The 25,908-nt window shown below is 50.2% G+C and carries 31 protein-coding genes; 19 read left to right on the top strand and 12 right to left on the bottom strand.

What is annotated here, in order from left to right; translation table 11 throughout:
- Nucleotides 1–76 precede the first annotated feature (76 nt).
- From ispC to rpsB, 7 genes are all read right to left on the bottom strand, one after another.
- Entirely contained in the window at nt 77–1,270 is a 1,194-nt protein-coding gene (ispC, locus tag C0068_RS15590) for a 1-deoxy-D-xylulose-5-phosphate reductoisomerase (protein ID WP_103685444.1), read from the bottom strand.
- The gene (locus tag C0068_RS15585) at nt 1,270–2,118 is read right to left on the bottom strand and encodes a phosphatidate cytidylyltransferase (RefSeq protein WP_103685403.1); all 849 of its coding nucleotides are present in this window, start codon (nt 2,116–2,118) and stop codon (nt 1,270–1,272) included. Before C0068_RS15585 ends, ispC begins: the two co-directional genes overlap by 1 nt.
- A gap of 12 nt (nt 2,119–2,130) precedes the next feature.
- Nucleotides 2,131–2,889 carry a polyprenyl diphosphate synthase gene (gene uppS, locus C0068_RS15580; protein ID WP_103685402.1) on the bottom strand — a complete coding sequence of 253 codons (759 nt, stop codon included), beginning with the start codon at nt 2,887–2,889 and terminating at the stop codon, nt 2,131–2,133.
- Between the two features lie 20 nt (nt 2,890–2,909).
- Nucleotides 2,910–3,467 carry a ribosome recycling factor gene (gene frr, locus C0068_RS15575; RefSeq protein WP_103685401.1) on the bottom strand — a complete coding sequence of 186 codons (558 nt, stop codon included), beginning with the start codon at nt 3,465–3,467 and terminating at the stop codon, nt 2,910–2,912.
- Nucleotides 3,457–4,218, bottom strand: a complete 762-nt coding sequence (gene pyrH, locus C0068_RS15570) for a UMP kinase (RefSeq protein WP_103685400.1) — start codon at nt 4,216–4,218, stop codon at nt 3,457–3,459. Before pyrH ends, frr begins: the two co-directional genes overlap by 11 nt.
- A gap of 91 nt (nt 4,219–4,309) precedes the next feature.
- Complete coding sequence (gene tsf / locus C0068_RS15565) at nt 4,310–5,173, bottom strand: translation elongation factor Ts (protein WP_103685399.1); 864 nt, start codon at nt 5,171–5,173, stop codon at nt 4,310–4,312.
- 270 nt (nt 5,174–5,443) lie between these two features.
- Nucleotides 5,444–6,190, bottom strand: coding sequence for a 30S ribosomal protein S2 (rpsB, locus tag C0068_RS15560; RefSeq protein ID WP_103685398.1), 747 nt, complete (start codon nt 6,188–6,190; stop codon nt 5,444–5,446).
- A gap of 286 nt (nt 6,191–6,476) precedes the next feature.
- On the opposite strand from rpsB, the gene map reads away from it, so the two are divergent.
- From map to C0068_RS15485, 15 genes are all read left to right on the top strand, one after another.
- Entirely contained in the window at nt 6,477–7,271 is a 795-nt protein-coding gene (gene map / locus C0068_RS15555; RefSeq protein WP_103685397.1) for a type I methionyl aminopeptidase, read from the top strand.
- Entirely contained in the window at nt 7,272–9,926 is a 2,655-nt protein-coding gene (locus C0068_RS15550; protein ID WP_103685396.1) for a [protein-PII] uridylyltransferase, read from the top strand.
- A complete protein-coding gene (gene dapC, locus C0068_RS15545) occupies nt 9,923–11,143 on the top strand; it encodes a succinyldiaminopimelate transaminase (RefSeq protein WP_103685395.1) in 1,221 nt (406 codons plus the stop codon). The genes C0068_RS15550 and dapC overlap by 4 nt, the downstream gene beginning before the upstream one ends.
- Entirely contained in the window at nt 11,137–11,790 is a 654-nt protein-coding gene (nth, locus tag C0068_RS15540; RefSeq protein WP_103685394.1) for an endonuclease III, read from the top strand. The genes dapC and nth overlap by 7 nt, the downstream gene beginning before the upstream one ends.
- Nucleotides 11,791–11,893: 103 nt before the next feature.
- Nucleotides 11,894–12,253: an ArsC family reductase gene (locus tag C0068_RS15535; RefSeq protein WP_103685393.1), complete on the top strand. Its 360-nt coding sequence runs from the start codon at nt 11,894–11,896 to the stop codon at nt 12,251–12,253.
- 21 nt (nt 12,254–12,274) lie between these two features.
- Complete coding sequence (gene dapD / locus C0068_RS15530; RefSeq protein ID WP_103685392.1) at nt 12,275–13,309, top strand: 2,3,4,5-tetrahydropyridine-2,6-dicarboxylate N-succinyltransferase; 1,035 nt, start codon at nt 12,275–12,277, stop codon at nt 13,307–13,309.
- A 148-nt stretch (nt 13,310–13,457) separates the two neighbouring features.
- Nucleotides 13,458–13,643 (top strand): PLDc N-terminal domain-containing protein, encoded by a 186-nt coding sequence (locus C0068_RS15525; protein WP_103685391.1) that lies wholly within the window; start codon nt 13,458–13,460, stop codon nt 13,641–13,643.
- 241 nt (nt 13,644–13,884) lie between these two features.
- Nucleotides 13,885–14,958, top strand: a complete 1,074-nt coding sequence (locus tag C0068_RS15520) for an AI-2E family transporter (protein WP_103685390.1) — start codon at nt 13,885–13,887, stop codon at nt 14,956–14,958.
- The gene (locus tag C0068_RS15515) at nt 14,951–15,967 is read left to right on the top strand and encodes an amidoligase family protein (protein ID WP_103685389.1); all 1,017 of its coding nucleotides are present in this window, start codon (nt 14,951–14,953) and stop codon (nt 15,965–15,967) included. The genes C0068_RS15520 and C0068_RS15515 overlap by 8 nt, the downstream gene beginning before the upstream one ends.
- Entirely contained in the window at nt 15,964–16,629 is a 666-nt protein-coding gene (locus C0068_RS15510; protein ID WP_103685388.1) for a gamma-glutamyl-gamma-aminobutyrate hydrolase family protein, read from the top strand. The genes C0068_RS15515 and C0068_RS15510 overlap by 4 nt, the downstream gene beginning before the upstream one ends.
- A complete protein-coding gene (locus C0068_RS15505) occupies nt 16,626–17,051 on the top strand; it encodes a YqaA family protein (RefSeq protein ID WP_103685387.1) in 426 nt (141 codons plus the stop codon). The genes C0068_RS15510 and C0068_RS15505 overlap by 4 nt, the downstream gene beginning before the upstream one ends.
- A 56-nt stretch (nt 17,052–17,107) precedes the next feature.
- Nucleotides 17,108–17,644: a YaeQ family protein gene (locus C0068_RS15500; RefSeq protein ID WP_103685386.1), complete on the top strand. Its 537-nt coding sequence runs from the start codon at nt 17,108–17,110 to the stop codon at nt 17,642–17,644.
- 126 nt (nt 17,645–17,770) lie between these two features.
- Nucleotides 17,771–18,931, top strand: coding sequence for a Na/Pi symporter (locus C0068_RS15495; protein WP_103685385.1), 1,161 nt, complete (start codon nt 17,771–17,773; stop codon nt 18,929–18,931).
- An 11-nt stretch (nt 18,932–18,942) separates the two neighbouring features.
- Nucleotides 18,943–19,158, top strand: coding sequence for a hypothetical protein (locus tag C0068_RS15490; RefSeq protein WP_103685384.1), 216 nt, complete (start codon nt 18,943–18,945; stop codon nt 19,156–19,158).
- Nucleotides 19,158–20,123, top strand: a complete 966-nt coding sequence (locus C0068_RS15485) for a PstS family phosphate ABC transporter substrate-binding protein (protein ID WP_103685383.1) — start codon at nt 19,158–19,160, stop codon at nt 20,121–20,123. The genes C0068_RS15490 and C0068_RS15485 overlap by 1 nt, the downstream gene beginning before the upstream one ends.
- A 131-nt stretch (nt 20,124–20,254) precedes the next feature.
- Here C0068_RS15485 and ppk2 read toward each other — a convergent pair whose 3' ends face one another.
- Complete coding sequence (gene ppk2 / locus C0068_RS15480) at nt 20,255–21,175, bottom strand: polyphosphate kinase 2 (RefSeq protein WP_103685382.1); 921 nt, start codon at nt 21,173–21,175, stop codon at nt 20,255–20,257.
- A gap of 170 nt (nt 21,176–21,345) precedes the next feature.
- Between ppk2 and C0068_RS15475 the strand changes: the two genes are divergently transcribed.
- The gene (locus C0068_RS15475; RefSeq protein ID WP_103685381.1) at nt 21,346–21,798 is read left to right on the top strand and encodes a DUF1499 domain-containing protein; all 453 of its coding nucleotides are present in this window, start codon (nt 21,346–21,348) and stop codon (nt 21,796–21,798) included.
- Nucleotides 21,799–21,806: 8 nt separating this feature from the next.
- Here the strand turns inward: C0068_RS15475 and C0068_RS15470 are convergent, their stop codons facing one another.
- A complete protein-coding gene (locus C0068_RS15470; protein ID WP_103685380.1) occupies nt 21,807–22,796 on the bottom strand; it encodes an AraC family transcriptional regulator in 990 nt (329 codons plus the stop codon).
- Between the two features lie 138 nt (nt 22,797–22,934).
- Between C0068_RS15470 and C0068_RS15465 the strand changes: the two genes are divergently transcribed.
- A complete protein-coding gene (locus C0068_RS15465) occupies nt 22,935–23,831 on the top strand; it encodes a sterol desaturase family protein (protein WP_103685379.1) in 897 nt (298 codons plus the stop codon).
- On the opposite strand, the gene C0068_RS15460 is transcribed toward C0068_RS15465, so the two are convergent.
- Together C0068_RS15460 and C0068_RS15455 are read right to left on the bottom strand one after the other, a co-directional pair.
- Nucleotides 23,828–24,190 (bottom strand): VOC family protein, encoded by a 363-nt coding sequence (locus tag C0068_RS15460; protein WP_103685378.1) that lies wholly within the window; start codon nt 24,188–24,190, stop codon nt 23,828–23,830. The genes C0068_RS15465 and C0068_RS15460 overlap by 4 nt on opposite strands.
- 14 nt (nt 24,191–24,204) lie before the next feature.
- Nucleotides 24,205–24,504: a hypothetical protein gene (locus tag C0068_RS15455; RefSeq protein ID WP_103685377.1), complete on the bottom strand. Its 300-nt coding sequence runs from the start codon at nt 24,502–24,504 to the stop codon at nt 24,205–24,207.
- A gap of 173 nt (nt 24,505–24,677) precedes the next feature.
- Here C0068_RS15455 and C0068_RS15450 point away from each other — a divergent pair, with 173 nt between their 5' ends.
- Both C0068_RS15450 and C0068_RS15445 read left to right on the top strand, forming a co-directional pair.
- Nucleotides 24,678–24,962, top strand: a complete 285-nt coding sequence (locus tag C0068_RS15450; RefSeq protein WP_103685376.1) for a Fis family transcriptional regulator — start codon at nt 24,678–24,680, stop codon at nt 24,960–24,962.
- 99 nt (nt 24,963–25,061) lie between these two features.
- A complete protein-coding gene (locus tag C0068_RS15445; RefSeq protein WP_103685375.1) occupies nt 25,062–25,490 on the top strand; it encodes an MAPEG family protein in 429 nt (142 codons plus the stop codon).
- 59 nt (nt 25,491–25,549) lie between these two features.
- On the opposite strand, the gene C0068_RS15440 is transcribed toward C0068_RS15445, so the two are convergent.
- Nucleotides 25,550–25,738 (bottom strand): hypothetical protein, encoded by a 189-nt coding sequence (locus C0068_RS15440; protein ID WP_103685374.1) that lies wholly within the window; start codon nt 25,736–25,738, stop codon nt 25,550–25,552.
- Nucleotides 25,739–25,908 lie beyond the last annotated feature (170 nt).

The following is a 25,908-nucleotide window of genomic DNA, read 5'->3' as shown; positions in this document are numbered from 1 at the left end:
TCTAGCACGTTTTTTTGCCCTATCGCGCCAAGCAGCCCAGTAAATAACGACTGCTCAAAAGCCTTTTAAAATTTCATTAAGTCGATGTTTTATAGGAAATTATTTCCATCGCGCAACGTCGAGATTCATTATCCGCTTGTTGGACATCCGCTAACGATTGCGGTTCAACAATCTCTACCTTGTGCATCACTTCTTCGATCACCGTCGCGATATCGATAAAACCTAGGCGACCGTCTAAAAACGCTTCCACCGCCAACTCATTAGCAGCATTCAATACCGCTGGTGCGGTTCCGCCCCGTTTCGCCGCTTCACGCGCCAGCCGCAAACAAGGGAAACGCTGCTCGTCTGGTGCTTCAAAATCCAAGCGCGCTTGCATAATGATATCCAAAGCACCAACTCCCGATGCGATACGCTCTGGCCACGCCAATGCATGAGCGATAGGCGTTCGCATATCGGGGTTTCCAAGCTGTGCCAATACCGAGCCGTCAATATACTCAACCATAGAGTGAATAACACTCTGAGGATGAACGACGATATCTATTTTCGATGCATCGGTGTGAAAAAGCCAGCAGGCCTCAATAAGCTCTAAGCCTTTATTCATCATGGTTGCGGAATCGACCGAGATTTTACGCCCCATAGACCAATTAGGGTGTGCACAGGCTTGATCTGGGCTAACGTCACTTAACTGATCTAACGGCGTTGTCCGAAATGGCCCACCTGAGCCAGTCAGTAAAATTCGCTGAACACCATTAGAAAATGGATTTTCCTTGCGCCCATCAGTCTGACTGCAGTTCGGAAGGCATTGAAATATGGCGTTATGCTCGCTGTCTATGGGCAACAAAGTCGCACCATGACGCTCTACCGCATCCATAAACAGAGGCCCCGCCATTACCAAGGCTTCCTTATTGGCCAGCAAGACCTTCTTGCCCGCCTCAACCGCCGCCATTGTTGGCATCAAGCCAGCCGCACCAACAATCGCCGCCATCGTGACATCCGCCTCCCGCGCTACTGCGCACAGGCCAGCATTACCACTCAATACTTCGGTCTTTAGACCCTCTTCAGCGAGACGAACAGCAAACGCCTGCGCGAGCGTGGCGTCTGCCAATACCGCATAACGGGGTGAAAAAACTTCTATTTGATTAAACAGGGCATCCACGCTGTGGTTTGCCGTTAACGCATAGACCCTGTATCGCTCAGGGTGACGCGCCAATACATCTAGGGTGCTAACGCCAATGGAGCCGGTAGACCCCAACACAGTGACCGACTGCATTACACCCATCCCGTTGCCATTAAACCTAAAGCAAATACCGGCGCCGCGGCGGTAATACTGTCTATACGATCCATAATACCGCCATGCCCAGGCAAAAGTTGCCCACTATCCTTAATGCCGCGGTGACGCTTGACCATACTTTCCAGCAAATCCCCCAAAACCGAAGCCAATACCGTTACCGTCACAAGGCAAAGCAAAGGCAACAATCCTGTAGGAATGGCGCCGGGCGACACCTTGGCCAATAAAACCCACAAAATTGTCGCCAATAAAACGGTAGACGCTAAACCGCCCCAGAATCCCGCCCAAGACTTACCTGGACTCACCTCAGGGGCAAGCTTGGCTTTACCGAAGGCACGACCAACAAAGTAAGCACCAATATCTGCAGAGGCAACAAGCGCAATGACCGACAAAATCAACCATACGCCGCCCTCTAAGCTACGCAAATAACAAAGCGCTAGCCACGCCGGCACCAATACCAGCATGCCGATTAAGCCCCGCATCCACAGCGAGCCCCAGAGCCCCGCGCTTAATGGATAGGACTTAACCCAAAGCAGCGCGATAGCCCACCAGAGACTGGCGGCAATCACGATCTCCTTCACTTCAGACTGATCAACACCGGCGAATAAATTTGTTTTCCATGCTGCCGCCGCCATTAAGGCCGCGCATACCAACACATAGCTAATTCTAGAAACCTTGCTCGAAAGCCCACTAAGATCTGACCACTCCCAAGCGGCGAGCAAGACGATAAGACCAAACACCACCGATAAAACCGGCATAGAAAGGTAGGCAAGCGCAGCCAATAGGGCCAAAACAATCACCACCGCAGTGATGATTCGCTGCTTCAACATAAACTGACTCCCCTAGTCCGGCGCTTCGCCATTATTATCGTTTTCTCGACCACCAAACCGACGGTCTCGACGCGCATAGGCGTCAAGCGCCTTATCCAACTCTTGAGCATCAAAATCTGGCCAAAAGCAGTCTGTAAAATACAATTCGCTATAGGCGAGCTGCCAAAGTAAAAAATTACTAATCCGCTGCTCGCCCGCTGTGCGGATACAGAGATCAGGCTTAGGAACGTCCGCGAGGGCTAGGTGGCTATCGAACAACTCCACCGTGAACTCATCGCTCGTCAACTCCCCTGCTTTTACCTTTTCTGCGAGTACTTTAGCAGCACTAACGATATCCCACTGCCCGCCATAATCAACCGCAATGACCAGCTGGGTATCGCGGTTAAATCGCGTTAATTGCTCGCTATAATCCATCTGCTTGCGCAGGGCAGACGAAAATTGGCTGCGCTCGCCAATAAAGCGCATACGTACGCCATCGGTATGTAACTGTTTAGTTTCGCTGTCAAGATAACTAGAAAACAGCCGCATCAAGGCTTGAACCTCTAGCGTCGGACGCTGCCAATTTTCACTGGAAAAGGCAAACAGCGTGACAATTTCAACGCCGCGCTCGCGGGTTTGCTTTAACAGGGGACGTATCACCTCAACACCAGCGCGGTGGCCAGCAGAGGATTTTAAACCGTGTTGTTTAGCCCAGCGATTGTTGCCATCCATAATGATGGCAACATGTCGAGGAACACTATTAGGCGCGGGGTCCCGCGTTGTTACTGCCATTGAAGCACGTCAGCTCGCCGTCAAATTTCCATCAGGTCGGCTTCTTTTGCCACCAGTGATTTATCGACCTCAGCAATATACTGATCAGTGATTTTCTGCACTTCGTCCTGCGCGCGACGCTCTTCGTCTTCGCTGATTTCTTTCTCTTTCAGCAAATCTTTCAAATCAGACAGTACATCACGGCGCGCATTGCGAATTGATACTCGCGCACTCTCAGCCTCTTGGCGGGCTTGCTTAATATAGCCCTTGCGAGTTTCTTCCGTCAGCATGGGCATCGGGATACGTATTACGCTGCCCGCCGTACTTGGGTTAAGACCCAAATCTGACTTCATAATGGCTTTTTCAACATCGGGAACAATGTTCTTTTCCCACGGCGTCACCGTCAATGTTCTGGCATCTTCAACACCGATATTTGCCAATTGCGACAGCGGCGTGTCGGTGCCGTAATAAGAAACCCGCAGACCATCTAGCAAGCTAGGGTGTGCGCGACCGGTGCGAATTTTATTAAAATTAGTGCCTAAGGCCTCTATGGTCTTGGCCATACGCTGTCTAGCGTCATCCTTTAAATCATTTATCACGGCGTTTCTCCTCGCGCGTTGCGGCGGCGCCAACCAGAGTACCCTCTTCGCCACCCACCACTATATTCAATAAAGCTCCCTGCTGCTCCATAGCAAACACTCGCAGCGGCATATTATGGTCTCGACATAGGCATATCGCCGTCAAATCCATAACTTCTAGCTTTTTATCTAACACTTCATCGTAACTAAGGTAATCATACTTCACCGCGTCGGGATCGCGCATCGGATCTGCGCTATAAACACCGTCTACCTTAGTTGCTTTTAATACCAAGTCCGCATCAACCTCAATACCGCGCAAGCACGCTGCAGAGTCGGTTGTAAAAAACGGATTGCCCGTGCCCGCGGCAAAAATCACTACCTCACCACGCGACAACAAACGGATCGCCTTACGGCGGTCATAATGATCAACAACCCCACTCATAGGAATTGAAGACATTACCGAAGATTTTATATTACTACGTTCTAGCGCATCGCGAAGTGCCAAAGCATTCATCACGGTCGCCAACATGCCCATATGATCGCCAGTAACACGATCCAAGCCCGCTGCTTGCAGCGCTGCGCCGCGGAATAAATTACCGCCACCAACAACCAAACCAACCTGCACGCCAATGCCGACCAACTGACCAACTTCAAGCGCCATGCGGTCCAACACTTTAGGATCAATACCGAATCCCAGGCTTCCCATCAAAGCCTCACCGCTTAATTTAAGCAGTATGCGCTTGTATTTCTTATCCCGACTTTGGCTAGACATTTTTTACCCCACCACATTACACGATATTTTAAAGACACCTGCATATCGCCTAAAGTAAAGCGGGGCCCGCAGGCCCCGCTAACTTAGTGGCTTAGCCTTTCAGCTGAGCAGCCACCTCGGCGGCAAAGTCTACTTCTTCTTTCTCGATACCTTCACCCACTTCAAAGCGAACGAAAGACTGAATGTCAGCATTGCCACCCTTCAGTAATTTGCCCACTGACAACTCAGGATCCTTAACAAAAGGCTGATCAACCAATGAGTTTTCAGACAGGAACTTGCGAATCCGGCCGTCAATCATCTTCTCGATAATTTCAGCTGGCTTGCCACTTTCAGCAGCTTGAGCAGTGAAAATTTCGCGCTCTTTCGCGATCTCTTCTTCTGGCATATCCTCAGATTTGGCAACACGTGGGTTTGTTGCTGCAACGTGCATAGCAACATCGCGGGCCAGCTCTGCATCGCCACCTTTCAGCGCAACCAAAACCGCAATGCGATTATTAGAATGCACATAGCTGTCTACAACGCCATTTTCAGCGCTAACAACTAAAGTACGGCGAACAGAGATGTTCTCACCAATTTTTTGAACCAGAGCCTCACGAGCAGATTCCAACTCGCCGCTCATCAACTCAGCCACGTCAGCTGCTTTGGTTGCGAAGGCTTTATCAACAACCTGGGCAACAAATGCTAAGAAGCCAGCATCACGCGCAACGAAGTCGGTTTCGCTATTAACTTCAACAACAACGCCATAGCTGCCATCTTCAGCAACTTTAGTGCTAACTACACCGTCTGCCGCAGTACGACCAGCTTTTTTAGCCGCCTTCATACCGCTAGACTTGCGCATTTCTTCAATCGCCAAATCGATGTCGCCGTTCGCGTCGTTCAGTGCTTTTTTGCACTCCATCATGCCAAGGCCAGTACGATCACGTAGTTCTTTAACCATTGATGCTGTTACAGCCATCCTAAAATCCTCTTAATTACATCAAGGCGCTTCTGCACAAGTATCTATTTCCCCTCTGCGACAGCTTCGTGCGCGAACCTTAGCTACGAAACGTAAGCTGCAATTCTTGCGCGACACCATGTGATCAGAGTAGAAATACCCTACTTATCCATAGCCTCCTTAAGTGTGTTAATTCAAGTTTGAGATCAGACACGAAAATAATGCATCTGCTCAGTCAATATCCAAAAAAAGGGGGCCGTGCCCCCTTTCGCAGACTGCTTGGCGGCCAAATTACTCGGCGGCGCTTTCGCCTTCTGGTGCAGCTACTTCAACAAACTCGTCTTTAGCAACAACGTCGTTTGCGGCAGCGTTAATAGCCACATCAGCAACAGCAGTAACGTACAACTTAATGGCGCGAATTGCGTCATCGTTACCAGGAATAACAAAATCAACGCCATCTGGGTTGCTGTTTGTATCAACAATACCAAACACTGGAATACCCAGCTTGTTGGCTTCTTGAATAGCAATACGCTCGTGATCTACGTCGATAACGAACAATGCATCAGGCAGACCAGACATGTCTTTAATACCGCCAATAGAGCGCTCTAACTTCTCCATATCACGGCGACGCATCAACGCTTCTTTTTTGGTCAATTTGTCAAAAGTACCGTCTTGGCTTTGCGCTTCTAACTCACGCAGGCGACGTACAGACTGACGAATAGTTTTGTAGTTAGTGAGCATGCCGCCCAACCAACGGTGGCTTACAAAAGGCATACCGGCACGGGCAGCTTGCTCGCCAATAATCTTGCTTGCAGCACGTTTAGTACCAACAAACAGGATTTTGTTCTTATTTGCTGCCATTTTAGCAATGGCATCCAGCGCATTGTTCATTGCTGGAACAGTGTGCTCGAGGTTGATAATGTGGATCTTGTTACGCGCACCAAAAATGAAAGGAGCCATTTTTGGATTCCAGTAACGAGTCTGGTGACCAAAGTGAACGCCGGCTTGCAGCATTTCACGCATACTTACATGAGACATGATATTTCCTTAATAAACATCGGGTTACAAACTTGCAGAGATCCCATAACCCAACCCCAACTCACGTTGAAGCACCCGGGATTACGTGCCGATTCCTGCGCGTCATTAATCCAATAATAGCTCGAGCCATTATTGGGGCGCGTATTTATACCACAGAGCCCTAATCACATAAAGTAGAAACCGCTTTTGACGCTAAAATTCTGCGATGCCTTCGCTACCCATAAAGCGATGGTTTACAATAGCCGGCTTTGAATCGCCAAATGAAGCCGCGCACCGGTACAGCCCTATGAATGTAAGCATTAAAACGCCTGAACAAATTGCCGCCATGCGGGTCGCCGGCCGACTCGCCGCAGACGTTCTTGAAATGATCACCCCCTACGTCAAGCCAGGTATCAGTACCGGCGAGCTCGATAAGATTTGTCACGACTATATAGTCAATGTGCAGAACGCCATCCCTGCTCCCTTAAACTACAATGGCTTTCCCAAGTCTATATGCACCTCGGTCAACGAAGTGATTTGCCACGGCATTCCCTCCGACAAAAAAATTCTGAAAGATGGCGACATCCTGAATATTGACGTCACCGTGATAAAAGACGGCTGGCACGGCGACACCAATCGCATGTATTACGTTGGCAACGTCCCCGAACACGCCAAGCGCCTGTGCGAAGTCACTCAAGAATGCCTATATCAGGCTATTGCACTGGTTAAACCAGGCTGCACCTTGAGCGAGATTGGCACGGTAATCGCCAAACACGCACGGGGCAAACACTACAGCGTGGTAGAAGAATACTGCGGCCACGGTATCGGCCTCGTCTTTCATGAAGACCCACAAGTTCTTCACTACGGTGAAGGCTATAACCGCCGCAACGATTTAGTATTAAAAGAAGGCATGACCTTCACCATAGAACCCATGATCAACGCCGGTAAAAAACAAACCAAGCTAAACACCAAAGATGGCTGGACGGTCACCACCCGCGACCGCCGCTTATCCGCGCAATGGGAACACACCATGGCGGTGACCGCCGACGGTGTCGAAGTACTCACCGCTCGCCCAGACGAACCTTTTTACCGAGAGCTATAAATGAGTCAATCTGCACTACCGGATATCCACGCGCTGCCCCAGCCCGGTCAGGCGATAAAGACCTACAAAAACTACTTAAAAACGCTGGCATCTGACCTAAAGACGCGGTTTGAGGCCAATGAAGATATTCGCTCATTAGTCACCCTGCGCTCCCAGCGCATTGACGAACTATTGCAAGGTATTTGGCAAAGCTATCAGTGGGGCGACGACATCGCTCTAATCGCTGTTGGTGGTTATGGCCGCGGGGAATTACACCCCTACTCAGACATCGACCTACTGATATTGACCAGCGACAACAGTCACGACTATCGCGAAAATATCGAAAACCTCATTACCCTACTTTGGGATATCAATCTAGAAATAGGCCATAGCGTTCGCAGCCTCAGCGAATGTACAAAAACCGCCGAAGAAGACATTACCGTCGCTACCAACTTGATGGAATCGCGGACCTTGGCGGGCAATACTAATTTGCACACTGAACTAATGACAAGGGTTGGCCCTGAGAACATCTGGCCAAGCAGCGACTTTTTCCGCGCAAAATGGGATGAACAAATATCCCGCCACCGCAAATTTGCCAACTCGGAATACAATCTAGAGCCTAATATTAAAAGCTCACCCGGCGGCCTACGCGATATTCAAATGATTGGCTGGGTGGTTAAACGCCATTTTGGCGCCCAATCCATCGACGAATTAGTTGAGCGCCAATTCCTTAACGAAGAAGAACTGGCAACCTTAAAAGAGGGCCAAGACTTTTTATGGAAGATGCGTTTCGCCCTGCACTTATTAGCCGGCCGCGAAGAAGACCGCCTACTATTTGACCACCAGCGAACACTAGCTGAGCAATTTGGCTTTACCGACGGCGATGGCAAACTCGCCGTTGAGCAATTTATGCAGCAGTACTACCGCTGGGTAATGCACCTTGGCGAGCTGAATGACGTGTTGATGCAACACTTTGACGAAACCATTCTGCGCGCCTGCGAGGCAGAAACCGTCTTCGAAATTAACAACCGCTTCCGCGTCCGCAACGGCCATATAGAAGTATGCAATGCCAAAGTGTTTAACAAAACGCCGTCGGCACTAATGGAAATCTTTGTCCTGATGGCGAGCAATAACGCCATCGACGGGGTGAGAGCCAGCACAATTCGCCTTATCCGCAAATCTCACCACTTAATTGATGACCGCTTTCGCGCCGACCCTAAAAACAAGCGCTATTTCTTAGAGCTGCTGCGCTCTCCCCAACGGGTAGCGCTTAATTTACGTCGCATGAAACGCTTTGGCATCCTCGACAAATTTATTCCCGCCTTTGCCGGTATTGTCGGCCAAATGCAGCACGACTTATTCCATATATATTCCGTCGACGCCCACACCCTAGAGCTGATTAAAAATATCAGCCGCTTCCGCTATCCAAGCATGGTTGAAAAATACCCGATGGCGTGCCGGATAATGCAGCGTCTACCCAAGCCAGAACTTTTGTATTTAGCGGGCTTGTTTCACGACATCGCCAAAGGCCGAGGTGGCGACCACTCCAGCCTAGGTGCCGTAGATGCACGGGAATTTTGCGAGCAATTAGGTCTGAACAAACGCGACGGGAACCTAGTATCATGGCTGGTCGAAAAGCATCTTGAGATGTCCTCTGTATCTCAGCGCAAAGACATCCAAGACCCCGAGGTTATTCGCGACTTCGCCCTCACAATGGGCGACATTCAGCATCTCGACTATCTCTTCTGCCTCACGGTTGCCGACATCAACGCCACTAATCCCACATTGTGGACATCGTGGCGCGCCTCCCTAATGCGCCAGCTCTACGCAGAAACTCGCCGCGCTCTTCGTCGCGGCTTAGAGAACCCCATTGATAAGCAAGAATGGATTGCCGAAACCCAACTCGGCGCTATAGAAAAGCTAGAGGACTACGGCTTTACCGAGACTGAAATTCGCGCCCTCTGGGCAGACACCGGCGAAGACTATTTCATCCGCGAGCAAATTGACGACATCGTTTGGCATACCCGCGCCATCGCCAATCGCGTCAAGGCCAATGCCACCGTTGTATTGGTGAAAGAAGGCGGCCTGCTTGACCATGCCGGCGTCAGCCAAATCTTCGTGCACACCCGCGCCAGGGTGGGCTTGTTTGCGCTACTCGCTGAGGCCATGGAACAACTCGACCTAAGTATTCAAGACGCCCGCATCTACAATAGCGGCACCGGCTACACCCTAGATACATTCTACGTGCTGGGCGCAGACGGCGAATCCATTGGCGACAACCCAAGCCGCATTGCCCATATTATTGAATTTATGCGCGAGCACCTTGAGCACCCCGAACGCTTTTCAGCGGTCAGTCGCCGCACGCCACGTCAAATGCGCCTGTTCTCAACACCGACCCGAACCAGCATGACCACTGACCTCAACAAAGGCCAAACGGTACTAGAGGTTATTACCCCCGACCGCCCAGGTTTGCTGGCGCGTTTAGCGCGTATTTTCAACCAGTACCATATACAACTTCAGAACGCCAAAATCGCGACCCTCGGCGAGCGGGTGGAAGACGTATTTTTCATTACTGACGAAAATCAACGCCCGATAGACGACGCCAAGCTTTGCGAAGAAATTCAGCAGGCGATCTGTCGCGAACTCGATGAAAAGGCAAATAGTAAAACCCTATGAATCAGCACTTAAATTCTCTACAGGCCTACCCCTTCGAAAAGTTAAACGCCTTATTTAAAGGGATAAACGCACCGTCGCTGCCTGCGATTGCCCTGTCCATCGGCGAACCAAAGCATCAATCTCCCGAGTTTGTTAGCGCCGCGATTACGCAAAACTTAGACAAATTAAGCAATTACCCCACCACCAAAGGTATTCCCCAATTACGACAGGCTATTTCTGAGTGGGCCTGTCGACGCTTTCAACTAAATGGGCTAGATGCCGAAACCCAAGTTCTCCCCGTCAACGGCACACGGGAAGCCTTATTCGCCTTTGCCCAAACCGTGGTCAACGCCGGCCCCGATGCGCTGGTCTGTAGCCCCAACCCCTTTTACCAAATTTATGAGGGCGCAGCCCTGCTTGCCGGCGCAAAACCAGAATTCTTAGCCTGCCACCCCGAAAACGGATTCATCCCCGATTTTGACGCCGTCAGTGAGGAGGTCTGGCAGCGCTGCCAACTGTTATTTATCTGCACACCGGGCAATCCCAGTGGCGCAGTGATGAGCAGCGAGCAACTACAAAAATTAATTGCCTTGGCCGATCGCTACGACTTTGTTATTGCCAGTGATGAGTGCTATTCAGAGCTGTATTTTGACGAAGCGAATCCGCCAGCGGGGCTGCTTCAAGCCTGCGCCGAAATGGGCCGCAATGACTTTCAGCGCTGCGTGGTGTTTCACAGCTTATCAAAGCGTTCAAATCTACCGGGCTTGCGCTCTGGCTTTGTTGCCGGCGACGCGGCAATTCTCAAAGATTTTCTGCTCTATCGCACCTACCACGGCTGCGCCATGCCAATTCAACATCAGTTAGCCAGTGTGGCGGCCTGGAATGACGAAAGCCATGTTGTTGCCAACAGAGACCTCTACCGAAAAAAATTCGGTGAAGTACTCGATATTCTCGACGGCTGCCTCGACGTCAGCCTACCGGATGCATCGTTTTACTTGTGGGCAAAAACCCCAATAGCCGACACGGAATTTGCCCGTGGCCTGTTTGCCCAACAGCACGTTACTGTGCTGCCCGGCAGTTATTTATCGCGGGAGATTGCCGGCTATAACCCCGGTGCAAACTATGTGCGTATGGCCCTCGTTGCCGAAGCAGAGCAATGTGCAGAGGGCGCGCGGCGCATAAAAGCCTATGTGCAAAGCCTGAACAAGCAAGCGACAGGTGACCAAGGCCAATGCTAAAAAAAGAACGCGCTGCCTATATTGCTGAGCGCCTGCAGGAACTCTACCCCACACAGCCAGTACCGCTAGACCACAAAGACCCCTACACCTTATTGGTCGCGGTATTACTTTCTGCCCAATGCACCGACGCGCGGGTCAATCAAATCACCCCCGCGCTATTTGAGCTGGCCGACAATCCCTTTGATATGGCCAAGCAAAACGTGGAAATAATCCGCGCCATTATTCGCCCCTGTGGTTTGTCGCCGCAAAAATCCAGCGCCATAAAACGACTGTCAGAAATTTTGGTAGAAAAATACAATGGGGTCGTCCCCCAAGACATGGCAGCGCTAGAGACACTGCCGGGCGTTGGCCACAAAACAGCCAGCGTGGTAATGGCCCAAGCCTTTGGGGTACCTGCTTTTCCGGTAGATACCCATATTCACCGCCTAGCTCAACGCTGGGGGCTTACCACCGGCAAAAATGTTGTGCAGACCGAAAAGGACTTAAAATCCCTCTTCCCTAAAGAAAAATGGAATGCCCTGCACCTGCAGATCATTTTTTACGGTCGCGAGTTCTGCAGCGCCAGAGGCTGCGACGGCACGGTCTGTGAAATATGCACCACCTGTTATCCGCGCAGAAGAAAGCCCAAACAGGTTCATAAGCCCTAGCGACTCTCTGGTATGACAGCACTTGCCGCCGTGATCCATGCCGGAGAATTTGTTATCCTTAAGGGCCGAGCTTTCAACCCTTGTTCGCAATAAGAGAATTTCCATGAGCACAACACTCTACGGCATCAAGAACTGCGATACCGTTCGCGCCGCCAGACGCTGGCTTGAACAACATAATATTGATTTTGCATTCCAAGATGTTCGCGACACCCCGCTCAACGCCGAGCAGCTAACTAATTGGCTAGATCAGCTAGGCCTAGATGCCGTAGTCAATAAGCGCAGCACCACCTGGAAGCAGCTGCCTGCAGAGCAGCGCGACTCACTGAATCCCAGCAGCGCTGTACCATTGCTACTAGAGCACCCAACGCTAATGAAACGCCCCCTACTCGACACCGGTAGCACCCTGCACCTCGGGTTTAAAGCCGCCGACTATCAAGCGCTATTCGCGCAACACACCCTTTAAATCATCCAAAGAGACGCAACAATGACTCAAACATCTTTCGCATTCGGCCTTGGCCTCGGCACTCAAAACAACAAAGGCGAATGGCTAGACACCTTCTACCCAAGCCCGCTGCTTAATCCATCAGCTGAGCTAGTCGAAGCGGTGCAGTCGGTCCTTGCTCCACTGCAAGGCAATACCGCCATCGCCGTAAGCAGTGAGCAAATGGCGCAGATTGCCGAAGCGATCTCGGCCGCCGACAGCGCGCAAGCCGCAACCGCAGCAAAACTCGCCAGTGGCAATCAAGCCTTAGTCGTCACCCTGTTAAGCAGTGACGATGCACCAGGCTCAGTGCCGGAAGGTTATTTGAAACTCCACCTTCTCTCACATCGCCTTGTTAAACCCCAAAGCATCAACTTGACCGGCTTGTTCGGCGCGCTGCCAAATGTCGCGTGGACAAACCAAGGCGCTGTTGATATTAGCGAGCTCGCCGAGCGTCAGCTACAAGCCCGCCTCAACGGCGAAATGCTAGAAGTGATGTCGGTGGATAAATTCCCCAAAATGACCAACTACGTGGTCCCTACTGGGGTTCGTATTGCCCACACCGCAAGAGTGCGTTTAGGTGCCTACCTTGGCGAAGGCACCACCATCATGCACGAAGGCTTTGTTAACTTTAATGCCGGCACCGAAGGCCCAGGCATGATTGAAGGCCGCATTTCTGCTGGCGTAATGGTCGGCTCAGGCTCAGACCTAGGCGGCGGCTGCTCAACAATGGGCACGCTGTCTGGCGGCAACAATATTATTATTTCTGTCGGCAAAGAGTGTTTGATCGGCGCCAATGCGGGCGTGGGCATACCACTGGGCGACCGCTGTACCATCGAAGCGGGTCTCTACATTACCGCAGGATCAGTAGTGACAATGATCGACGCTGACGGCGCAATTGCCGGCACCAGCAAGGCCCGCGAACTGTCTGGACAGTCTGACCTGTTATTCCGTCGCAACTCTAAAAATGGCGCTATTGAAGTATTAACGAATAAGTCAGCCATTGCGCTAAACGAGATGCTGCACGCCCACAACTAAGCCATTTGTCCTGATATAGGCCCCGTGCTCTAGGGGCCTAACCCCATTATTGGTGAACTCCTCGCCGCTCAACTACTCTATAAACTGAATGAATTAAACACCTTGGCATGTTTTTGCAGCTGAGGAACAGATTTATCAGGAGCGTGACATGGAGTTTCACATAAGCGGCGTATTAGGATTTCTTATATTTATTGCCGATATTTGGGCCATTCTTAATATTGTGCAAAGTCGCGAAACCTCAACGACCAAGCTACTTTGGATCGTCCTCATTTTATTCCTTCCCTTCATCGGTCTCGTAATATGGTGGTTTACCGGCCCCCGTGAACGAAGCTAGGCCTTTGTGTTTTACACAGCTCATCGACATCAGTTTCGTAAACCGGCGCTGTTGCCGCGAACACAAGCCAATAAACACCGCCGAACAGAAACCAACACATAGCGAGACTGGCGCGCAAAACCGAATCTGCGAGACGGACGTAAGCAGTAAGCAATAATCCGCCGCTACACTTAAGACACTCAGCCGCCGGCTTAGCTTTTAAAAAACACGGTAGCCACGCTCACTCAAAAAAGACAAAACAATGGATACAAACCTACCTAACAAGTCCGACTGGGCCATTAAAATTATTGCCATACTTGCCGTGCTTTACACCCTGCAAGTCGCCCGAGACGTGATGCTTCCGATTACACTGGCGCTTATCTTCGCGCTGTTACTCGCGCCCGCCGTCAGCCGCTTACAAAAAATAGGCCTGCCCCGCAGCATCGCTGCAATCATTATTATGACCCTAGGCTTAAGCGCTATTACCGGGAGCGTCTATGCATTGGCCTCCCCCGCCAGTGAGTGGTTGCAACGGGTGCCTGAGGCCGTGGAGGTACTGCGCGACCAACTCGGCAACGTCAATAGCGATAATGATAATGTCGACGCCGCCAGCCGCAGTATCGACTCCCTCGCAAAAGAATTCAGTGCCAGCCCCAGTGACCCGCAATTAACTCAGGTCGTTATTGCTGACGCGGGCTGGCGTTCAGAGCTAGGAGAAATTGCCAAAAACTTCGGTGTTTACGGCACCCTTAGCATTATTCTGCTGTTTTTCTTATTAACCTCCGGCGAGGCGCTCATGAAGCGTTTCATCCATAGCCTGCCCACCCAGCGCGATAAAGCCGTAGTGACGCGCATTGCCGAACTGGCACAAACGCAGATGTCCCGCTATCTATTAACTATTACAGCGGTCAATATCTCAGTGGGGGCGGTAACCGCCCTTGGGCTTTGGCTCGCGGACTTTCCCGACCCCGCGCTGTGGGGCGCAGTCGCGGCATTGCTGCGCTATATTCCCTATCTCGGCGTGAGCATCACCCTCATATTATTTACCATCGTCAGTGCGGTAAGCTATAGCAACCCCGCCGCCATTATTGCCGCGCCGCTTTCATACGGACTATTTACCGCCTTCACCGGTCAATTTATCGACCCCTTTGTTCACGGCTTACGATTTAGCCTAAACCCCATCGTGGTGTTTTTATGGATATTTTTCTGGGGCTGGTTATGGGGTGCACCGGGAGTTTTACTTGCCGTGCCCCTACTCACCTTATTTCAGGTAGTTTGCCAACACACCGAGCGCCTATTACCCCTTGCTCATATCATTGGAGATAGCAATGAATAATTCCCTAGATCAATATCGCAAGTCGCTGTGGCCACTGCCGCAGCACAGTAAAACTGCTGAAAGCAAGGTGCGGCGGCTGGGGGTAGAAATTGAATTCACCGGCATGGAAATTAGCGATATCGTCGACACCATTATTTCGCTTTACGGCGGCAAAGCCGACGCGGTATCTGACTATGAAATCAATGTCGTTGATACCTCCTTAGGTAAATTTGGCGTTGAGCTCGACTTCTCCTACATCAAGCGCATCAGCCGCGAGCGTCGCGAATCCGCAGACAATAACGACTTAGAAGAACTGGCCGAAGCCATTGTTGGTGCCATCGCCAAGCAACTGGTGCCCTTTGAAGTCGTGGCGCCACCAATCGCAATGGATGAGTTGTGGCAACTGGAAACCCTGTTTCAAAAACTCCGCGACTCGGACGCCCAGGGCACCCACGCCTCGGCAAAAAATGCGTTTGGATTGCAATTAAATCCCGAAATGCCCGACTGTAGTGCCGACACCATACGCGACTATCTACGGGCATTTTTATGCCTATACGACTGGTTAAAAATGCGCTGCGATGTGGACTTTAGCCGTCGCCTCACCTCCTACGTCGATCCCTTTGGAAAAGACTATGTTCGCCTATTATTGAGGGAGGATTACGCCCCAGATATCAATCAACTCATCGACGATTATTTAGAGTACAACCCAACCCGCAACCGCGCATTAGACATGCTGCCGCTATTCTCACACATCGACGACGAGCGCCTGCGCCGCACCGTAAGTGACGACCGCGTCAAAGCGCGGCCAACGCTGCATTACCGTCTTCCGAACAGTCTTATCGACGACCCGCAGTGGGGGCTAATCCACCCTTACCGCGACTGGCTTCAAGTCGATAATTTGGCAATGGATAAACGCCGCCTCGACATGGTGTGCCGCGGTTATCGCAAATACCTCGACAATCCCACCGCCAATTTATTTACCAACTGGGCAAACAGCGTAAGCCGCTGGTTAATTCCGGAGTTGCTGTGAACAAACCCTTAATTGGCGTGACCGGCGACGATACCAAATTGCCACTGGCGTGGTGGTTTATACGCTGGGCCCTGTGGCGCTGCGGTGCAGTTGCCCATCGCCTTACGCCACAGCGCTGCGTTATTCCAGATCAACTCGACGGTATTATCATCAGCGGTGGCGATGATATTGACCAACGCTTATATTTACCGGATGCCCCAGAAACGGCGCCGATTAATCGCGAACGCGACCGCTTTGAAATGATGGCGCTAGAGCACAGCCTGGCTAAAGACCTACCTATTTTGGGAATATGCCGAGGCGCGCAATTACTAAATGTTGTACTCGGCGGTACGCTGCACACTGATTTACGCGAGCACCGCCGTCTAACTTCAAATAAACGTATGCTCATACCCCGCAAAACTTTGACGGTAGACCCGCACAGCGCGCTATACAAAATATTGGGAAGCGAACACTGCCATATCAATAGCCTGCATCATCAAGCCATTCATAAACTGGGCGAGGGCCTGCACATAGCAGGACGGGACGCTGACAATATTATTCAAGCAGTAGAAACCCCCAAGCATCGCTTTCGCATCGGCGTACAATGGCACCCGGAATACCTACCCTTTCAGGCCCGCCAACTGCATATTTTTAAACACCTTGTTGCGAGTGCGATGCAGTGATTAGCCAATACCTACTCATGTTCGTCACCGCATTTGGCGCTGCCACATTGCTGCCGTTTTATTCAGAAATTTTACTGATCGCCCAACTCAACGCCGGCCTCGACACTAAGTGGCTGTGGCTCGCGGCCACCGCCGGCAATACCCTTGGCGCAGGGGTAAATTGGTGGATGGGCATGAAGCTCAGCCAATATTCAGACCGCCGCTGGTTCCCCGCGCGCAAGTCTGACCTACTCCGCGCCCAGAACTGGTTTAAGCGCTACGGAAAATGGACACTGCTCATGTCGTGGATGCCTATCGGCGGAGATGCCCTCACCGTGGTTGGCGGTATTATGCGTATACCAGCCACACCATTTTTTATCTTGGTTGGAATCGGTAAAGGGCTGCGTTACGCCCTTGTGATTGGCGGTGTAAATGCGCTGTAAACTCCAAGACAATATACGCGTACAATAGCGCTCCCCCAGCTCAAGCGAATTCCAATATGGCTTTGAACGCAACGCTATTTAAAACCACCCTCGACGTTAGCGACCTGCGTCGCCATTACTATCAGCGCCATCAATTTACCGTTGCTCGCCACCCATCCGAGACCGACGAGCGGATGATGTTGCGCATCCTCGCCTTCGCTTTATATGCTGACGAACACTTGGAATTCACCAAGGGCCTTAGCACCGATGAGGAGCCCGATCTATGGCAAAAGTCCCTCACCGGCGAAATCGACCTTTGGATTGAAATGGGTCTACCCAGCGAAAAACGTGTGCGCAAAGCCCGCGCTATCGCCAAGCAAGTCATTATTTTTATTTATGGCGGCCGCACTGCACAAATGTGGTGGGAGGAAAACCGCAATAAAATAAGCCAACACAGCAATGTAAAAATTTTTGAAGTCAGTATTGAAGACTCCACAGCTCTGAAAGACATCGCGCAACGCACCATGCGTTTGCAATGCACTATAGATGAGGACTCAGTGTGGGTTTCTGATACGGAAAACAATCTTGAAATCAAACTGACCGAGCACTGCTAAGTCCTTCATAAAACGCCGCAGCCTCGCACCGCGACAGCGGCATAGCCCGCTTGCAGCGCCCCTGACACACCTTTGTCACAATGCTCCCATAGTATTTAGTCCTCACAATTAACAGAGGATAGATGCATGAGCACTCACGCTTCGAGCTTACCCGCTGACGCAGAAAAGCCAGCAAGCTCGCAATGGTTATCTTGGGTTCTGGTTGTCACGCTCATTTATCTATTATTGGCTGCGGTCGGCGCTATTGGCGACGGCTTTAAAATGGCCACCGGCAATAACGCCAAAGAATTATTTGCCTTTGCAACCAATCCCTTTATAGGCCTGATGATTGGCCTTTGCGCCACCGCCTTAATTCAAAGTTCAAGCACCGTCACCTCTATTATCGTCGGCATGGTCGCAGGCGGCCTACCCATAAACATCGCGATTCCGCTGATTATGGGGGCCAATATTGGTACCTCGCTAACCAGCACCATTGTCAGCTTGGGCCATGTTCGCAATGGTGAAAAGTTCCGCCGCGCCTTCTCTGCTGCCACCGTCCACGACGCCTTTAATATTCTTGCGGTATTTATATTACTACCACTGGAAATTGCCTTTAGCCCGCTGCAACACACCGCAGAAGCACTTGCCGGCTTTGTCGCTAGCGACACCGGCGTCGACATGAAAAGCATGAACGTAATGAAAATGGCGCTGTCCCCAGCATCCGATCTGTTAGGTGGTGCGGTAAGTTGGCTGCCAAACAAAATCTGGATGGGGGTGAGTTTAATCGTCATTGGCGTTGCCATGATTCTTTTTGTGGTTTCCGCCATCGGTAAAGTATTGCGAACGGTGATGGTCGGCCGCGCCAAAGACATCATGCACCGCAGCATTGGTCGCGGCCCCATCTCTGGGATGGCGTCGGGCATGACCATTACCGTACTCGTGCAATCGTCATCCACCACCACATCGCTCATTGTGCCACTGGCTGGTTCAGGGGTATTTAACCTCAAACAAGTTTATCCCTTTACCCTAGGCACCAATATTGGCACCTGTATTACTGCTTTATTGGCCGCTACTGCTATCAGCGGGCCAACCGCCATACTGGCAATGCAAATCGCCCTAGTGCATTTATTTTTTAATGTTTTCGGTATCGCCATCATTTATTTACTGCCGTTTTTGCGCGGCATACCACCCATGATCGCAACAAAACTAGCCGAACTCGCCCAACGTAATAAGCTGTACGTGTTGGCGTATATCGGCGGGGTATTCTTCGCCCTGCCATTAATCTTAATCAGCGCCACGCAACTGTAAGGACCCTAGCTATGCCGAACTATTCACACCGCGAAACCGAAGCGCGCATCAAAGAACTGCGGGTAGCTATTGATGAACTTGAGCACCAGCTTATGGAAACTAAAAAGCTCGAACGCGCCCAGCACGACACCCTGGACCACCTCGACGAATACATGAATGCGGTCGACACCAAACTCAGCAGCCTAAAGCTTTTCTGGCAGGAATTAAAACGGGACTGGAGCTTATAATGAAAACGGCTACCGTGGCTTATAGCAAACTAATTTGGCGTTTTGGCTTCCTAGCAGCATCGGCCTTTCTGATCACCGGCCTCACCGGTTGCAATGACAAAGCCGCTGGCGAACGTCCCATCACTCAAGACACTATCATTGCCGACGGCTCAAGCACAGTCTTCCCCATTACCAAAGAAGCTGCCCGTCGCTATATGCAAAAAAACGACAATGCGGATATTCGAACTAGTTTTTCCGGCACCACCGCCGGCTTCCTTTTGTTCTGCAAAGGCAAAAGCGATATTAGCAATGCGTCCCGCGCAATGAGCGCGGCCGAAACCGCCGACTGTAAAAACAATAACATTGAGTATTTGGCGCTACCACTTGCAATGGATTCTATTGCGATTGTCGTCAATCCTAAAAATAAGTGGGCAGACAGTATTAGCGTTATGGAATTAAATAAACTGTGGCGGCCATCAGCAGAAGCTAATGTTAAAACTTGGAAGGACATCCGTGACAACTGGCCGGACCAAGCGATCGCGCTTTACGGACGCGGCAAAAATTCTGGCACCTACGATTATTTTACCCAAGAAATCGTAGGGCAAGTCCGCAGTAGTCGCCATGACTACACCGCAAGCGAAGACGAGGAATTCTTAGCCAACAGTATCGCCGACGATGTTAATGCCATTGGTTTCTTTGGCATCGGCGCTTATCACCGCCACTGGAACGAACTAAAACTTTTGCCCCTGCGCAACGCAAGCAATGAAGCCATTTATCCCAGCTTGGCAACAGTAAAAGACGGTAGCTATACACCGCTGACAAGGCCCTTGTATTTATATATCAACACGGCCTCTCTTAGTAATAAGAAACAGCTAAAGCCCTTTTTACAAGATTATTATCAGCGGCTGCCTAGCTGGATTCACTTCACTGGTTATATGCCACTCGACGACACCCAATACCAGCGCACACTCAACAAATTAAACTAATAACAAAAAGCAGATGACGAGCCGCTGTGCTCAACGTCTGCTTTTTAAAATAGTTTTTAAAATAATATTACCCGTATCAATAAACGCAGCGTTGGCATCTCTGCCAACGCCGCGTTTCTTTAGAAAGAAAATCAATATATCTCGGGAATGAACATTTCCTTTGGAACCGGCTGACGTACATAGTCTGCATTATTTTCGCGGGCCGGTAAGTCTATCAAAGGACGTTTCACTTCTTGATAGGGAATTTGGCTTAGTAAATGGCTAATACAATTTAAACGCGCTTTCTTTTTATTTACCGCCTCAACCACCCACCAGGGCGCCTCGTCGATATGAGTGCGCTCCAACATAATCTCCTTGGCCTTGGTGTACTGCTCCCAGCGACGGCGGGACTCCAAATCCATAGGACTCAGTTTCCACTGTTTTAGCGGGTCATGCACACGACTTAAAAATCGCGAGTACTGCTCTTCATCAGAGATAGAAAACCAATATTTAATGACTTGAATACCAGAGCGCGACAACATGCGCTCGAAATCTGGCACGGTGTGAAAAAACTCGCGGTATTCATCGTCGGTACAAAAGCCCATCACCCGCTCCACACCGGCGCGGTTATACCAGCTGCGGTCAAACAAAACGATTTCGCCCGCCGCGGGTAGATGCGATACATAGCGCTGAAAATACCACTGGGTGCGCTCGCGCTCATTAGGCGCAGGAAGCGCCGCAATACGGCAAATACGAGGGTTTAAACGCTGGGTAATACGCTTGATCACCCCGCCCTTGCCCGCCGCATCGCGGCCTTCAAATATCACCACGACTTTGTGGCCGCTGTCCGCCACCCAATCTTGCAATTTTACCAACTCGGTTTGCAGACGAAATAATTCTTTAAAATACCGGCGGCGCGCTAGGCGGCGCTCTTCCCGCTCAGTTGGCGCAGCATCATCTGTGCCCGCATCCTCTTCAAAATGGTCTTCCCATTCCAGTTCTAATTCTTCGTCGTAGCTGTCGAGCAAATCGTCTTTGATTCGCTCCATTACCATACTCTCATCTAAGTTCATGTCGGCGCTCCGCAGTATTGGCCCTTAGCTCAGCTTATGGCGCATGTGTGACAATATTATGCAAAGTGAGGGAAATTCGGCATAAAGATAAAAAATGCTAGCGTTCCAGACTCCAATAATCGATTACATGCGTAAGAATCAATTCGCAATACCGACTACTAGAGGTCAATATGACGACAATGACTCGATTTTTCTTGTATCTCACCGCGCTCGTTCTTAGTACTAGCTTACTCAGCGCCTGCAGTACACCGCAACACAGCGACCACAAGGGAATCTTGCAAGCCTGCCCCTCTGCGCCGCACTGCGTTTCTAGTCTTGAACAAGGCAGCGATAAATACATTGCACCAATTAGCGTGCAATCTGAGGCTGACTGGTTGCGACTGCAGCAATTATTGCTCGCAATGCCCCGCACTGACCTTGCAACAAAGCGCGACAACTATCTTCACGCCGTCGCCACCAGCGCCATCATGCGTTTCAAAGACGACATCGAGTTGGTGTATTCCAAAGCGCAGAACAGGGTCGATGTGCGCAGCTCATCACGGACTGGATACTATGATTTCGACGTAAATCGCCAGCGCATCGAATCACTGCGAGCACAGTTCAATGCAGCGATTGAAAAGTAATGGAGAGTTTAAGTCGTTAGTTGAAATTGACGGGGCGTCATCCCCGTCTCACGTTTAAACGCGCGATTAAAGGCGCTTTGCTCTGAGTATCCGAGCAATAAGGCAATCTCACTCTGGGTTAGACGTGCATCAGCTAAGTATTCCCGCGCGAGCTGCATACGAATCTGTGACTGCAACTGCTTGAAATTAAGCCCCTGATCCTGCAAACGCCGAAACAGCGTCCTCTCTGACATATTCAACATAGCCGCAATGGCAGATGAGCCTGTTCGGCCACTTTGCAAACCCCTCAGCAATGCGCCGCGCAGCGCGTGACTAAAATTCTCGTCTTGCGGTAAAACCGCAATCGACGCCTGCGCCTGTCGTTCTAATAGCTCACGCAAAGTCGGATCGCTATTGCTGACCGGCAACTCCAAATATGACACGGGAAAATGTAAGGCCGTATAGGCTTGGGAAAATAGCACCGGCGACGCGAAAACTGCTTGATACGGGTTTATATCTGCGGGGGCCGCAAAGGTAAAATCGACCTGCATGGCTGCCAAGCTGGGTCGAGCAGTCATCACCCTTATAAAATTTAACAGCCCCGCCACTAAAACCTCATCAGATAACCTAGACGAAGGACCATAGTCGCGACTCCAATACAGGGTCATTACCCCATCATTGAGCTGCATTGCCGCTTTATCACCGTCGTGAAGCAGGCGCTGATAGCGCTGAAACGCCGCCAAGGCATCTGCAACCGTGTCGCTTGCCAGCGTTAAATAGCCAATGACGCCTAAGTGAGAGGGCCGCACCCGCTGCCCTAGTTCAAGCCCCACCATGCGATTGGGGAAGCGTGCCTGCAGCCTGTCGAGTAAATCCCACCACTGGCCAAAACTCATGCGGCTACTCGCGCTAAATGACTGCAGTCGCGTATACAGTTCACAATGGATATCACCCTGCTCCTGCAGATAGTCCCGCAGCAAACCTGCCAGATCCCCGCTAACTTGTAGCTGTGCAAGCACTCTTCGCCCCTCTAGCTTTCAAAGTTCATCATTACAATGATGGCAGGAAATGTCAAAAATATGGCTAGTTAAGTCAATTATGTTTGTGAGTAAACTACTATGATATAAACACTGAATAACCACAAATGAGGCTTACACGTGCAAGACGTTCTCCACGCCCTCTTTTTTGTCACCGCCTTTGGTGCGGTTTTTCTCGCCGCTATTGGTGCCGAGTACCTTTACACTCGCCGCAGCGGCAAAACAGGGGTTTATCACCCAAGGGAAACCGTGGCGAATTTAGCCGCCGGCTTTTCGTATAAAATAGTTGATGGCATTGCGGTAGCACTTTTTATACAAGCCTTTTATCTGTGGGTTTACCAATTCGGCCTGCAATGGAATCCCGCCGCATCGCTATTAAGCATTCTCGCCTTAATCGTATTCATTGATTTTTGCTTTTACATTAATCACTACATGATGCACAAAGTGCGTTGGTTTTGGAGCGGTCATATCACCCACCACTCCTCAGAACATATGAATTTTTCTACTGCGCTACGCCAAAACTTCACCTTTGCTTTTTCGGGTAGCTGGGTGCTTTGGTGGATACCCGCCGCGCTGGTCGGCTTTGACAAAAACTGGGTATTACTAGCCATAGAGGGAAATCTGGTTTACCAATTTTTTCTTCATACTGAGCAAATCCGCAAGCTGGGTGTTTTAGAAAAAATCATGAATACCCCATCCCATCACCGCGTTCACCACGGCAGTAATGCGGCGCAAATTGATCGTAACTTTGGCGGTATTTTTATTTTTTGGGATAAATTATTCGGCACATTTAGAGACGAGGATGAAGCCGGCGAAATTAAATACGGCGTCACCCACATGCCCGCAAAACCCTACAACCCACTCTATCTACAACTTCACGGCTGGACGGAATTGGCGCAGGACGTATGGCGGCACAAGGATTTACGTATTCTCTACAAACACCCTGAATGGGCAGATGAGCAGTATGGCGACCCAAGTCATGTAAAAACTGGGTCGCCAACAGCAGAGAAAATTTAGGTCTCTAATGGCTCAGACCATACGGCAAACTCATTGCCATTAGGGTCTGCAAAATGAAAGCGGCGACCGCCGGGGAAGTCATATATTTCCTTCAGAATCGTCCCACCGGAATACACCACGGTATTGCGAGTTTCTTCAAGTTTCTCGCTATAAAACACCACCAAGGCAGCGCCACTAGCTGTCGTTGAAGACATTTCCGCACGATAAAAGCCGCCGTCTAAACCTTCGTCAGAGAACGCGGTGTAATCTGCGCCATAGTCGGTAAATGACCAGCCAAAAGCCTTTATAAAAAAGGCCTTTACCGCGTCGATATCGGCAGCGGGTAATTCAATATAATTTATCTTGCCATGAATATTCATGAATAAGCCCCCACCTAATTCAGTATCTCAATAATTTCCAATGTAGCTTGCACTAAACGCAAACGGCGGTCCTCTACCATAACAATAATATGACCGCGATCATCCACTGGCACAATAACGCGACCGTGTGCGTATATATTGGGTTCCAAGCGATGGCCAACCATCAACTTTTTTTGCCAACCTGGGGGCAGCTGCTGACCTTCGGCAACTTTTTTCTGCAAACCTCTCGGTAGCTCACCATTGGGGGGCTTGGCAAACACACCAACAGTGCCAAACAGCAGCACAATCGCAAACATCACTATTGTCGTTTTCATTATTCGCCCCTAGTTTCAGTTCATGTGTATAGCGTCCAATTCAATATGACCTTTATAGATGCTAAAAGTGCAATTGATTCTCGTTTAAAATGCTAGCAGACCGCATCATTGCCCCCGCACTATAGGCCACGTAAACTCCACCAGCCATGACACCCGAGCCATAACCACATCCTATGCGCAAAAGTGATAAAAAATTAGACAATGCAATCCGCCTACACCTCACAGAGGTCTGCGACTATGCCTTGGAGCATACCCAAGGTTTCTTATGGCTAACCCACACCGTTGACTACAAGCGCTTCCCCAGTAGCTTAAACGTACGCTGCGCATTTCAGCCAGAGTTCTTAGCAGAGGCCATTCAGAACACACCATTGAATTCACTAATACAAGACCAATTGCGTAGCGCAGGCATCGACATCCAAGCCAAGCAAATTTGCTACACACCGGAAGCCATCAATTAACTAACATCAGCTAAACAATCTCGCTCACCAAAATAAGCGATGGCATTCGCTATTAACTATCTAGATAATAGTGCCCAACAACAATAAGGAGATATTTGCATGCTACAACATTCCCCCATATTAACGCCGGTCATTACTCTTATTTTGTGGACCTTTGTGATGCTATTTTGGATGGCGCTTGTTCGCCTGCCCATGATTGCAAAATTAAAATTAAAGCCCGAAGCCGGTGAACGCACCAGTGAACTCGCGCTAAAGTTACCAGCAAAAACCCAGTGGAAGGCAGACAACTACAATCACCTGCTAGAGCAACCAACCATTTTTTACGCGACGGCTTTATTACTAGCCTTAGTGGGCGGCGGTGAGGGGCTCAATCTTATTCTGGCGTGGTGTTATGTTGGCGGCCGTGTTTTGCATAGCCTAGTACAGGCAACCATCAACAAAGTAATGCTGCGGTTTACTATCTTCCTGCTCACATCTATCGCCCTGCTTATTATGGCGATCAACGCGGCAATGATTATTTTAATGTAGTTAAATCGTAGTAAGTGGCATAGCACGCCGTATTAGTGATATGCCACTTTCAATAATATTTATAGCGCTTCGGTGATCATCGCATTTGTTATACGCACAGCGCGGTGCGGTTGAAACTCAGGGCCGTTCAACTTTTCTATTTTGCCACCCTTGTTTAAAAAATCGTCGATCTGGCGAGATATTTCAGCTCTGACGTGCTGCTGATGCAAGTTGGAGTAGGTGCCATGTTGCTTAATATAACGATTCATATCACAACCCTTCTAGCTCATCTAATAATCGGAAGCCGCAGCGCCTAGCGCTTTTCAGCATCAGGAATGCTATACCTCGCAGATGACAAAATTAGGATGCTTTTATGACAAAGCAGCAAATAGCTATTAATTTCTAACAAGCACAAAAAAGGCCGCTTTCGCGACCTTAT

This window comes from Zhongshania marina, from assembly GCF_002915595.1.
In the GTDB taxonomy this organism is placed as follows: Bacteria; Pseudomonadota; Gammaproteobacteria; order Pseudomonadales; family Spongiibacteraceae; genus Spongiibacter; species Spongiibacter marinus_B.
This window is presented reverse-complemented; position numbering and strand designations above follow the sequence as displayed.